The 12,476-nt window shown below is 45.3% G+C and carries 9 protein-coding genes and 1 pseudogene; 7 read left to right on the top strand and 3 right to left on the bottom strand.

What is annotated here, in order from left to right:
- Positions 1-144: 144 nt before the first annotated feature.
- From ACOJTG_RS16680 to ACOJTG_RS16655, 6 genes are all read left to right on the top strand, one after another.
- Complete coding sequence (locus ACOJTG_RS16680; RefSeq protein WP_420154868.1) at positions 145-639, top strand: terminase; 495 nt, start codon at positions 145-147, stop codon at positions 637-639.
- A gap of 48 nt (positions 640-687) precedes the next feature.
- A complete protein-coding gene (locus ACOJTG_RS16675; RefSeq protein ID WP_420154867.1) occupies positions 688-981 on the top strand; it encodes a hypothetical protein in 294 nt (97 codons plus the stop codon).
- Positions 982-1,009: 28 nt separating this feature from the next.
- Complete coding sequence (locus ACOJTG_RS16670; RefSeq protein WP_420154866.1) at positions 1,010-1,540, top strand: hypothetical protein; 531 nt, start codon at positions 1,010-1,012, stop codon at positions 1,538-1,540.
- Positions 1,537-1,830 (top strand): hypothetical protein, encoded by a 294-nt coding sequence (locus ACOJTG_RS16665; RefSeq protein ID WP_420154865.1) that lies wholly within the window; start codon positions 1,537-1,539, stop codon positions 1,828-1,830. The genes ACOJTG_RS16670 and ACOJTG_RS16665 overlap by 4 nt, the downstream gene beginning before the upstream one ends.
- Before the next feature lie 24 nt (positions 1,831-1,854).
- Entirely contained in the window at positions 1,855-4,521 is a 2,667-nt protein-coding gene (locus tag ACOJTG_RS16660) for a hypothetical protein (RefSeq protein ID WP_420154864.1), read from the top strand.
- A 385-nt stretch (positions 4,522-4,906) separates the two neighbouring features.
- Entirely contained in the window at positions 4,907-8,581 is a 3,675-nt protein-coding gene (locus tag ACOJTG_RS16655) for a tape measure protein (RefSeq protein ID WP_420154863.1), read from the top strand.
- A 35-nt stretch (positions 8,582-8,616) separates the two neighbouring features.
- On the opposite strand, the gene ACOJTG_RS16650 is transcribed toward ACOJTG_RS16655, so the two are convergent.
- Positions 8,617-9,771, bottom strand: coding sequence for a DUF4236 domain-containing protein (locus ACOJTG_RS16650; protein WP_420154862.1), 1,155 nt, complete (start codon positions 9,769-9,771; stop codon positions 8,617-8,619).
- Between the two features lie 95 nt (positions 9,772-9,866).
- On the opposite strand from ACOJTG_RS16650, the gene ACOJTG_RS16645 reads away from it, so the two are divergent.
- Positions 9,867-10,592, top strand: coding sequence for a hypothetical protein (locus ACOJTG_RS16645; protein ID WP_420154861.1), 726 nt, complete (start codon positions 9,867-9,869; stop codon positions 10,590-10,592).
- A 525-nt stretch (positions 10,593-11,117) separates the two neighbouring features.
- Here ACOJTG_RS16645 and ACOJTG_RS16640 read toward each other — a convergent pair.
- A pseudogene (locus ACOJTG_RS16640) lies at positions 11,118-11,438 on the bottom strand (DUF5958 family protein); the annotation flags it as partial.
- Between the two features lie 236 nt (positions 11,439-11,674).
- A complete protein-coding gene (locus ACOJTG_RS16635; RefSeq protein ID WP_420154860.1) occupies positions 11,675-12,298 on the bottom strand; it encodes an NADAR family protein in 624 nt (207 codons plus the stop codon).
- Positions 12,299-12,476: the final 178 nt, after the last annotated feature.

Below are 12,476 nucleotides of genomic sequence, written 5' to 3'. Positions count from 1 at the left end.
TACCTACCGACAACCCCTAACCCTTGAGACCGGGGAAGTATTGAATTGGGCACTCACCGAGCCCGACGGCTACCCACTCTTCTGGGACCACACAAGCCACTAAATTATTTTAAAACCTACCACTTAAAACGGAAAAACCTTACAATGGCAGCTCCACTCAACAACAATTATGCTGAGGGTCAAGGACGACCTACAGCATACAAACCGGACTACGATGACCAAGCCTATCGATTGTGTTTGCTTGGCTTTACAGACGAACAGCTTGCTAGCTACTTTGAAGTGACAGGACGAACCATAAACAACTGGAAAGCGGAACACCCAAGTTTTTTTCAGTCCCTAAAAAGGGGGAAGTTGATTGCCGATGCCCGTGTAGCTGAATCACTATTTGAGAGGGCAATAGGATATTCACACCCAGACCTCGACATCAAAGTGATCGATGGGAGGATCGTAAAGACCGAGATTACCAAACATTACCCGCCCGACACTACAGCCGCTATTTTCTGGCTCAAGAACCGGCAAAAGGCTCTCTGGCGAGACAAGGTAGATGTCGAGAGTAATGTCAAAATCAAGAACCTTCCGGCATGGCTTCAGCCGGATACTTCAGAAGATAGCTCAGACTTTCCCACTACCACCCCTTAAAACGATTCCTCAGCACTATCATTCCACTACTACAGTGGATTCACAACCATGAAATTTCAAAAAGGACACGAAAAACGCGGAGGACGCCAAGCAGGCACTCCGAACAAAGCCACCACAGATATTAAAGCCCGAATTAAAGCCTTTATCGATGAGAAGTTTGATAGCATCACGGACTCACTTGAGATGATGGATCCTAAAGATCGGGTTGGAGCTTACCTCAAGCTACTAGAGTATATCCTACCCAAACAACGGGAAACGAAGATTGACATCTCCAGTTTGTCAGAAGAAGAAATAGACGAGCTCCTGAATAAGGCTATGGACAAATTAGGTGACGAAGATTAAAAGCTAAACCAATAACCCCAAAACATATATGAACCGCAGCGAAAAACTACAAACCCTTGAACTAGCCCTTTCCGGTAATACGTCCCGGCTAGAACGATTAAAAGAACAGAAGCGGCGTGAAGCCTTGCCCTTCATAGCAGTTTGGGGCATTCTCTCGTTTTATGATGCCCCAGTTGAATTGCTAGGTCACGAAGTGTATTTCAGTAATCATCCTTCTCGGAGAAACGAAACTCTTTACTCGCTCCAACATTACCTTGACTATTTCCGAAGTCTAAGCTCCGAAGAATTGCGGGGACCGTTGCCTAGAGGAAGCATGCTTATACAGTCCTCAACCAACGCTCTTGATCATATAGCACTTGATTATATCGGAATAACAGGTACTGATCATGAAGAAAGGTATACTACAGGTACCATAGCAGACCTTAAACGCTTCAACCTTTCGAATAGCCGTCCTGTGTTAGGAGAGGGAATTGTGCCAGACGTCCACTTCATCCCGATCCTGCTTTACCTAGATAAAAATGAGTTTGACTGGTTTTCACAACGTCCCTTTATCGCATGAACCGCAAACAAAAAGAAGAGGCCCTAGTCGCCTTCTTAACAGGGGATTACTCCCGGGTCAACCAAATCATGGAAGCCAACAAACCCCCTCTGATTGTGCAGGGCGACGAAACCCAGCAGGGGGACTACTTGAAAGTTTCGGTTCGCACGGCTGGCAACAATTCCTCTGGGAAAGAACTAGAAGCCCACGACAAGCTAACCAAAGCGGAATTCGATTCACTGCTTAGCCGGGCTAAAAAGAAAGGGCATCCTTCGATTCTGCTTTTCACGGACAATAGTCTGCACTCCTAACGCTCAAAACGCTCAACTACCACAATGGCTATCTCAGATCTTATCTATTCGCCTACAGGGTTACCAACACTTACAGGTCAGCTCTATGAAGAACTTCAGACTTATTTTGAGCTCGAAGCGGAGGTTGCTGGACAAACGCTCCTTATTGACATAGCTGAACCAGTGGGCTGGGACCAGGTAAAACTGATTCATCGTCGGAGTAAAGAGTATCACGGCTTCACCAGCGAATACCTGACTTCTGACATTGAATTGACTTTTGACTGCCCCGCGGGCTATTCGTTTATCAATGACCGCTATGAAGCTAACGGCTCAGATGCAGAGATCATCTTCCGGACGGGCGTTATTTATCAGGGAGAGAAGCATCCTGAATTTGAGTCAAAGCTTGATCTAAACCTCTACCAAAATGAGAATGATCAAATCACCTGCACTGCCCTAAGAAAATCGGTTTCCGAAATCATAAATAATCGGAATGACACGCAACTGGATTTTCTGGAAGCAAAAGATTTGGACAGCAATTCAATCCCGCCACTAGTGCCGGAAACAATTCTTTTGCATTCCCAGGCGATTACCGAAAAGTTTGCCGCCTCCATCAAAGAGCCTCAGGAAGCTGATCTGTTCAAGTCCAAGGATGGAACGCTATACATTCAGTTCCCGACTGACGAACCGAGCGTAACGCAGATCAAAGAGTCTTTTGGCCAGCCTATTGGTATTTCTGAGCTGAATCCCTTGGAGACTGGTAACTGCCTAATCAAGTTCGCAGCCGGCGGTTTGATTGATATTTCCTTGCACTTTTCGCTTAGCTGGACATTCAAGATGACGCCTCGACGTGTAGGAAATATTTTCAATCCAAAGAACATTACGTCCTATCGACTGGAGGCTCAGATTCTACAAAAACTCACAACCGGGCAAGTGAATACGTTTAGTGTTGGAACGCCCCTGACGGGAGCACCTAACAACAAAGAGGTATACATAGCCAACTATGCACTTGATAGCTACAGAACTACTTTAAAGGTGAACAATGGGGATGAGCTGTACGTATTGGTTAAGTGGAGCTATGAGCATAATGCTAACGACCTGCGAAGCTCGGAAGGGTATGTAACCGTCTTTGACTTCGGCATTGATATTACAGCTAAAACCGAATCGGCTTCCTCGACTTGCCAAGGCTTCCTAGTAGGCAACGTATTAGAACGAGCCATTCAAAAAATGACGGGTAAGTCGGGTTTGCTCAGAAGCAATTTTTATTCGCTCTCTGGAGATGAGCAGGCTGTAGCAGGCTGCGGGGCCAATCGAATCATTGCCTCAGGAGCCTTGATCCGGCAAACGCCCATCGAAAAAGCTAAAATGCCCACGTCCTGGAAAGAGGTACTGGACTCATTAGTAGCTATTGATGGTATAGGGGTAGGCTGGGAGCAGGAAGAAGGCTTTGGCGAAACGATTCGCATTGAACCCAGGGAGTACTTCTACCAAAATAAGGAGCTACTTGCCTTGGATGGAGTAGGCGAGTACAAACTTGAAGTAGCCAAAGAATACTTACCTAACAAGCTCACGGTCGGTTATACGAAATATCAGGATGAGAAAGAGACCCAGTTAGATGAGATAAACGGGGAGCATGAATACGCTACACCTATCCGAACGAACAAGCTTGATCTGGAGCTTCGTTCAAAGCTTATCGCGTCGGGTATCTTAATTGAACTTACTCGGCGTGCCCAATGGAAGGAAGATAGCACAGACTCCTCCACTTACGATGATGAACCATTTATCATCGACGTGACAGGAGCGTCAGCGTATTCGGCTCACATGATCTTCGTTCCGGAGATATTTATTCCCGGCACGTTTGATCTAGTAGATACTTCCCGCATTGTTCAGGTGGATTCGATGGTATTCGGGTTTACAAAAGGGCAAACCGTCGTATTTAGCGGCGTCGGGGCTAATGCGGGCATCTACACGCTTGTCGAAGTAGGTTCCATCAGCAACCAAGACGGTCAGTATGGTTATTTACTTACGCTGGATCGCTACCTAGAGCACTACGACGGCATAGGTGAATTCTATCTACCGGGCACAACCCTGCAAGCCTTGCGAGACGAGCCCTTCAAGTCGGTTTACGGTACGGTTGATTCCTCCTCTACGTACAACTTACTTCTAACGCCCAAACGCATGATGCTGGCGAATTCAAGCTGGCTGGCTGGTATGGGAGCTTATAAACCCAGTGACCGGCCATTTAAAGCCACAAGGGTTCGTTATAACAACACGCTTCGGACAGTGCTCAAAGAAGAATGGCTTTGTGAACGCGGGGATGTAGACAAGCTCGAGGTAGAAGAAGGTGCTGATCTGGAGTTAATTCGGTTAGGCGACCCCCTTTTCGTACCCGAATGGATCACGTTCACGTGTGATATGAAGGTGCAGCAGGTCAGAAGGTTATTCAATGCCTTAAGAGGGCTGGATGAGGGTTCTAATTATGGCTATATTAGTGTAAAGAACAATCAGGGTAAGGTGGTTACGGGCTGGCCGTACGAAATTGAGTTCGACCCAACAAATGGCAAAGCCAACTTTAAGCTTCTCCGCAGATTTGAAGTTTTAGGTTTTGACTTGGAGCAAGCTTGTGCAGACTTTGCTAACTATACGTTTGATGACTGGACGGCCAAGTATCCAGGCGTAAGCATTGAGCGATGCCGATTTAATAACTTCGAGTAGTATGCTCACAGTGATTTTGAGAACTTATCAACACTTTAAAACATAAACCCATATGCTATCCGAGGAAGAAATGAATGAACAGATGAGTCGCATCGTGGTAAACTACGCTAGCGATCGGGATGTAAAGAACCTTGAAGAAAGTATTTCTAAGGTTTTCCTTAACTACATCAACCCGCCGTCACGACCTAAACTGCATAAAGAAATGGTTAACATTTTCTCATTGATGGTTCAAGCTGCCGTCCCTTCAGAAGGGATTATATAAGCTACAGAAAAGCCTGCCTCGGCTAACGTCCCTATAAGGCCCTGGTAGACTTTACAACTAGTGACGCTTTCATTAATTTAGTAACGACGACGCGACAAACTCCGATAGCTAACCCTGTTTAGCATGTCGGCAATTATAAGACCCGAGGACTTATACAATGAGTCCGAATTCCAACAATCCCTAAAAAACCTGCAAGCTTCTCACGCAGGATTATCGAAGGCTATCATAGCCGAGGTTCGTCAAACAGCCAAGGAGTACGTTTCTCTCCGAAAGGAAATTCAAGGGCTAGCCAATTTAGTCAGCAATGTCAAGCTAGGACCGGGAGCGGTTAAACAGCTCACAGGGCTTAACGAGGAAATTGAAAAGAATGGCAGGCAACTTGAAAAGTCCAGAGCCAAAATTAAGGAGCTCAATGACGCTTACCGTACTAACTCAGATTTCGTAGAAGGAGCTAGGGAAGCTGTCACCCGTCTTCACAACGAAATTAGGCAGCTCAATGAATCAGGCGAGGATGAGCGTAAAACGATCAACAAACTCAATAACGAGCTTCGCCAGTATCAGACAGCTATTAAGACGGTGGAAACGGCTCAGCGGGCCGCAAAGAAATCCATTGACGATACGCGTGGAGCTTATTCGCATCTTAGCAAACAAACTAAGGATTTAAAAAGCGATCTCAACAGTCTAAGCGGTGCTACAGGCTCAGTCTCAAGTTCACTAAGTAAAAGTACGAAGGTGGCTTCGGCTATGCAGGAGCAAATCCTTCGCAACACCCAAGCCCTTAAAGGACTCAATACTCAAACCGCCACAAGTAGAGCAGGCTTTGATGGGTTTGCTGGTAGTCTAGGAAAGGCAAAAAGCTCTCTATCCCCAGTACTAGGTTCACTTACTGCTTTATCTTCTGGAATTATAGGAGTTAGTTCAGCTTTTGAAGCTCTTCAATCTTCTGTGAAGGTGATCGCAACGATGGAGCGGCAAAACTTCGCCCTTCGGAATGCTTCATCTTCGACGGCCGAGTTCAATAAAAACCTTCAACTAACCCGCAAGATTGCTCTGTTAACAGGAGCCCCGCTTGACGACACGGTTGATGCTCTGCGTAAGTTCACGGGAGCTACCCGAGGTACCTCAATTGAGGGAGATAAGGCCCGACGGATTTTTGAAGCCTTCTCGAATACCTTCACGGCCAACGGTGCCAGTGCTGACGAGTTCACCCGGGCGACCAAGGCTCTTTCGGACATGATGTCCAAAGGTACGGTGTCGGCAGAAGAATTGAAGGGCCAGCTCGGGGACGCTCTGCCTGGAGCGGTTCGCATTTTTGCCGAAGCCGCCGGGGTATCTCAACGCGAGCTTTTGAAAATGATGCAAAACGGCGAAATCCTAGCCGAAGACATCTTGCCGAAAGTGGCCGCTCAGCTTGAGAAGACTACGGGTACCAATGCTCAAAAGAACCTACAGACGATTTCAGGGAGCTGGGAACAGGTAACTACGAACGTGAAGCTACTGATCGAGGCCATGAATAACGATGGCGTTATCTCAGGCTTCTTTTCAAGGTTCAATACGGGGCTGGGCAGTATTTTAACCAATATCCGAAACATCGTCAAAGACCGGGCCTACGGTCAGCTATTCAAGAATGCACTGGCTAACCCTCTTTCGATGTCTACTTGGGCGGGAGCTATTGCCACGATTAATCAGACCGGGCAACAAGCAGCCGCCAACCTAAAGCCCGCCGAGCAACAGGCTAACGTGTTTAACACCTTCCCTACGTGGTCTTCGGGTGCTCAGCAAAAACAGATCGCAGGGCAAAAGAAAGCACTTGACGAACAAGTGGCTATCCGCAAAGGCTACGAAGTTGAGCTAAAGAAGCAGCAGGAAATGTTCAAGGCGGATCCTACGGCCTATTACCATAAAGCCGAGATAGCCAAATGGGATCGCCTCACCAAAGAAGCCAAAGCCAAAGAAAATGCTATTCTCAGGGGATTACAGTATTTTGAGAATGCTCAGCGTAAGGTCCAGACAGTTGGCTTGGGCGTACCAACCGATAAAAGTTCGCCAAAAAAGACTGTGGCTTCGGTTCGCTCTCAAATTGATAGTATCCCCAATGCTCTAATTGGATCCAATGGGAAAGCAGAACTTACAAAAGAGCAATCTAAGGCACTAAAAGGGCTTAGAGAAGAGGTGCTAGCTTTATATAGCACGCTATCTAAGGGAGACGTAGCCAAGCTAAATCTTGACAGTCTTAAACGAGAGCTAAATGACCTTCTATACGGAGAGAAGAAAGACAATTCAGCCAAGAAAGCTGCGACAGCACGACAAAAGGAAATTCGAGATCAGTTCAAGCTTATTGAGGGCTACATCAAGGATGCTCAGGAAGAACTGCAAAAAAACATCTTAGGGGCTGATAACAACGATCTACTGGAAGCATTAAGGCTCAAGCTCAAAGACAGTTTACCTAAGCTGGAAGGGGAGATCAATAAAGGCAACCAAAAGGCTAAGACGTTATTAAGCAAAGTTGAGGATACGTTTCGCAATAAGATGAAGTGGTTGAAGCCGCTTGAATATGACACGGACACCATATTTGGTCAAGCCCTGAAAGATGGTGAGAAGTTTCGCAAGTTCATTGAAAGTAATGGCTTTATAGCGGCTCTTCAAAAGCTTCAAAAAGAGATGCTAGGGGATTCTGCCAAGTTTGAAGAGCGGGCCAGAGCTACCCTTCAGCCAGGTGGCGGAATGGCGGCGAGGGTTTCAGATAAGGCAGGAGATCAATACAACACTTATCAAAAGTATCAGCAGGAATCTGACTTCTTAGACGCCGAATTAAATAACTACGTGTTCATCAAGCAGTCAGAACGCGATGAGTTGCAAAAGCATTTAGCTGCCGTGTATGGCTTCGAATCATCAGGACAGCATAAACTTGCCTTACTTGAGAAAGAAGCTCATGAGAGAAGAAAGAAGCAGATTATAGACGAGGCAGAGATAAGACAGCAAAAGATGGAGCAGTCCATCCAAATCGCTGGACAAGTCGGCTCAGCAATCTTTGAGGTCATGTCAGCCTATCGGCAAAAGGAGCTTGAGAGCCTGGAAAAATCCAAAGCCCATGAGCTGGAACTAGTAGGTGATAATAAGTCCGCTCAGGCAAAGATCGAGAAAGAGTATGCTAGAAAAGAGGCTGAGATAAGAACGAAACAAGCTAAAGCCGATAAAGCTGATGCACTATTTCAAATAGCAATCAATACGGCTATTGGCGTTTCCTCAGCTTTGGCAAAAACCGTTACGGCTTGGATGGTACCCTTCATTATTGCTTCTGGAGCCATTCAAGCGGCAACCGTCTTAGCGAGGCCTCTACCTCAGTTCTTCAAAGGAACCAGCTACTCCCCAGAAGGCCCGGCCATGGTAGCAGAATACGGCCCCGAGCTTATTCAGGGACCAAAAGGCGACACGCGGTTGATTGAAAAGCCTTCGATTGTCAACTTAGAGAAGGGGTCGAAGGTAAAAACGGCATTCGAGACGCGTCAGATGCTCAAGACCATGGAAGATGCCGAAATGATTAACTTAATTCGCCCGGGTGCCATGCAACGCGAAGCTTTGAACATTGAAGCCAATCGGCGGGATAATGAAATCAAAATGATGGCTGCTGCTTTCAAACAGTCCGCACTTACCGAGTTGGCAATTGAACGGGCATTTGGTAGAGCTTTAGACGCTCGCCCCGAAAAAGGCATGATTTATGATGAGAAAGGTGCTCGAGCGTATGAGAAACGAAAGGGTCAGCTTACCGAATATATGAACCGTAAAACAGGGTTTTAACTAAACAAGAGAGGCCGGATGTGTTCCGGCCTCTTTCATGCGGTTTTTAGTGCCTTAAGGCTGATAATAGTCTTCTGGTAGTCTTGAAAGGCTGAGGCAAACTCTTGAGTGGCTTCATAGTTGCTAAACTCATATTGCTCATTTAGTCCTGTGTCACTTCTTAACTCAATATTGCCATAACGGACGATCGGTATTTGATAATTGCCTTTAAATCGTTTATCGCGACTACCGTTTTTATTGACCTTAGCCCATGTATATTCTATGATTTTGCTATCACCCGGCACTGATTCTGTTTCAACAAACCGCGTAGGCGAGAATAGGAATTGCAATTCATCATATCCAACTACGGCAAGCTTTTCCCTGCTGCTATAAGCGATCATGAAGCTGGGATAGAAGAAAAGATCAGCTCCATTAATGTTTTTGAAAAAGAAAGGCTCATGATCAGCCATTATATCTGGAATAGCTCTTAGTCCTATATATGTTCGCTTTCGGGTGACCGTTGTTGATGCAGCTGAACGTGTCACCTTACGGTCATTGTGATACGCAGCAGTCATGTCCCAGATTTTGTGACTGGCAGCCATGGCTTTAAACGCATTTTGCATTCGGTCGAACTTAGCCTGAATTACAGGATCGAATTCCACTTCTAATTTCACAAATGAGTTCTTTTCCTGCTCCTTCAATGCTTCAAGAATCTCTTTCTGAGAGGCAATATCCACTTTTAGGCCTCCGGGAAGCTTCTTGTTGAAAAAGCCTATCAAGAACGCATAGCTACAAGCCAACTTGAACTTTGATCCAAGTGAAGCCATCCGGACTTCCCTAATACTCTTAGCTATCGAATTCCTCTGCTCATGCGTGGACAAAATTAAGTCTTTGATTCCCTGCATGTCCTGACTCGTGATCTGCTGCACATCCACACTGATGATGTTATCCGGAAGATCAGACGTGTAAGGGGCCGGAACAGGCGGTACGTATTCTTCTGGTAGATAAGGAGAGGGTACCGCATTGGGATTATCAAGCCTCTCTCGATAAGAAAAGCCAGTGCCCGGAATACTAGCATAACCGTAAATCCCTCGACTTGAGAAATTGATTCCAGCTCCACGAACACCAATTGAGGTACTAACCCCTTTAGAGCTGAAATTTAAACGAACGCTAGGGATAATCTTGACGCTCTTGCGGAATCGCCATGCCATAAGGTAAAAGATATTAAAGGTGGAATTTGCGAGTTAATAATCGAAGAAACGAAAGTTCCAATATTTTTACAAATGGACTAATAAAGAGCTAAAACATGAGCCTTTCTGAAATACCTAAGGAAAATTGGGTAGATAGATTACATTCTTTTGTTAAAGCGGGATTAGGATCATTGCCACCGATAAACGGTACCATTCCAGTAGGTGGATTTGCTGCTGAACTTTTCTCAATCATTGTAGCTACGCCAATTTCTAAAAGAACAGCTCAATGGATGCAGAGAGTAGCTGAAAGGATGGAATTGATTGAATCGCAAATAGGTAAGGATGCTCTTTTGTCAATGATGCACCAAGAGGAGTTTATATCTTTTTTCCTAGAATGTAATAGAATAGCTGTAAGATGTCATCAAGAAGAGAAGCTTTTGATGTTACAAAACTCATTCACCAATTACTTCTTTCAACCAACCGTACAGTTTGACAAGAAGTATACCTTTCTTCAAATAGTTGACGAGTTAACAACTACTCATTTATCGATCCTTAATTTTGTCGAGTACAACGAGGCATATATCATAGCGAATGTAAAAGGCTATCCTGACCTGCTAAAGATATATATTGAAAACAGGAATGAAATAGACCAATACTTTTTCAGGAGATGTGTATTAGATCTTCACGGCCAGGGTTTAATACGCCTTAATAAAGATTTCAGGGATTTTGTGCCTACTCACGGCTTTGCCACAGACTCACAGTCTTCATCCGTTAAGCTTCTTGATTTGGGAGTTGAGTTTTTAATGTTCGTAAGGGAGGTTACTATTCCTAACAATGGCTAGTAACCGTACATAATTCATTTATGCCCATAAGTGGGAAAGCTAAGCATTACACTATACTTACTTCTTAGCAATTACATTCTGACCGACTCACATATTCTTTATTGCCTTTCGAGTTGATGTAGTAGCAGCCGCCTTTTGGCCCCTTATAAAGTGATTTGCCGTTATGTGTTCCACAGGAAGAGCTAGGCGTGGAGGATCCGCTATCAGGAGAACTGCAGCTTAAGAAGAACAGAAACGTGGACAGGAGTAAGGTACAAACTTTCTTCATAATGGGCTAATTATGCTAGTAGTGAGTTAAAACGATGAGCTATGAATGTTCATCTACTAGCATATCAGCGGAGGAGGAGAAAGGTTATCAATGACTCAAGAATTTTTCCGAGAATCCAGAAAAATTGCAAAATGCTAATTTGCAAGGGTGTTAAAAATCTTACACTCTACTATCCAGAGCCATTAGGGAAGCCTTACCCTTTTACTAGAATTTTAGTATAATTCCTGAATGCTCGAAATGACCTGCCTGTAACACCCTTAAGCCATTCCTAACACGTGCTTGGCCCTTTCCAGGTTGACACTTTGCGACAGATCCCAATACCACCATTTATCAAAGTTATTCTCCTCTAGCTTATAGCGACGCAAGTAGGCGACTTGGAATAGATGTAGCATCAATAGATAGGCCTTCAATAGTTCACTTGTGGGAAGTTCAATGATTCGGACGATACCGAGCTTCACTCCATAAGTTTTAAGTACTACACAGGGCGTGCACGTGCGTTTTAGGCGGCTGTTAGCAACAGCCACTTCAATGTCCTCTTCCATGGGTTTCGATTGAATGATGAGGTGTTGTAGATCGCTAAGTAGTGTCCTTTAACTGTTTTCGTTTAATTGGACCAAGTACTCGGTTAGTATTTCCACCGAAAGAAGCCCTTAAGCGAATAGTCGAGTTGTAATGCTTCGTGTGGAGTCATTTGAGTGAATGGACAAAAAACACACTGCAGGCGTTCGAGCGTGAAAGGGTACCTGTCAAACCCTCCCGGTAGCTTAAGGCGTCTGACCCACCCCCCGGGGTGTTGGATAGAGGGTTTTCAAAACTAGTAGAACTCTTTCCAGCTTGAAGGAGCAGGAAATCGTAGCTCGTAGGTTTTAGGATCTTTTCGGTATGATTTGACCATATCCATCAGGTAGTCTTCGCCACGGCCCATCTTCCAAAACAGATCAGATGAATCGATGTCAGGGAAAGCAATCCAAGGAGGAAGTACGCAATCCTGATCTGGGCATAGCTGCTTCAGTTCAATTCTTACTTCCATGAGCAAATGGCCTAAACGATTCTTCCCGCTATCGTCGCCTCCATTGCCCCAGTAGTGATCGTTTACCGTGTGCTCGATGAGCAAGGCATCTCCTGTCTCAAGCAGCTCACGCGTCAATTCGGGATGCTGGAAGAATTTAGCCCGTAGTGCCTTAAGCATCACTTCTTCTTTGATCATCTCCCAGTTAGACACCAAAGTATAAGTACGGTTTCTGCCTTCTAGTGCTGCTTTCATGGGTGACTCTATGGCTTGAATTCGCTTTTGAACTTCTTGATCTTCGAATTTTTGGGCTTGGAAGTAATGCTCGGTCGTCTTCCAGATTTGGGAGCCTATCACAATGGGGTAAGCGGCAAAATTGGAAAAGAAGCCGAAGGGATCGTTGACTTTGTAGAAGCGAATCGTACTCATGAGGGGTCAGATTAGTTCAAGGAAAGCTGTAAAGCTAATCAATCCCGGCATTCGCTTAAGTGTATTATATGGCTAACCCCAATTCGGAAAACCGGAAACGCCTGATTATCACCGTTGTGATTTTTCCTCACAACGAGCTTTTGACGTACTTCATCATGACGAGCCCCCACAGTGGAAT

The sequence above is a fragment of the Siphonobacter sp. genome, from assembly GCF_048595215.1.
GTDB lineage: Bacteria > Bacteroidota > Bacteroidia > Cytophagales > Spirosomataceae > Siphonobacter.
Note: the sequence above shows the minus strand (reverse complement) of the source record. Positions and strands in the feature narration are given on the sequence as shown.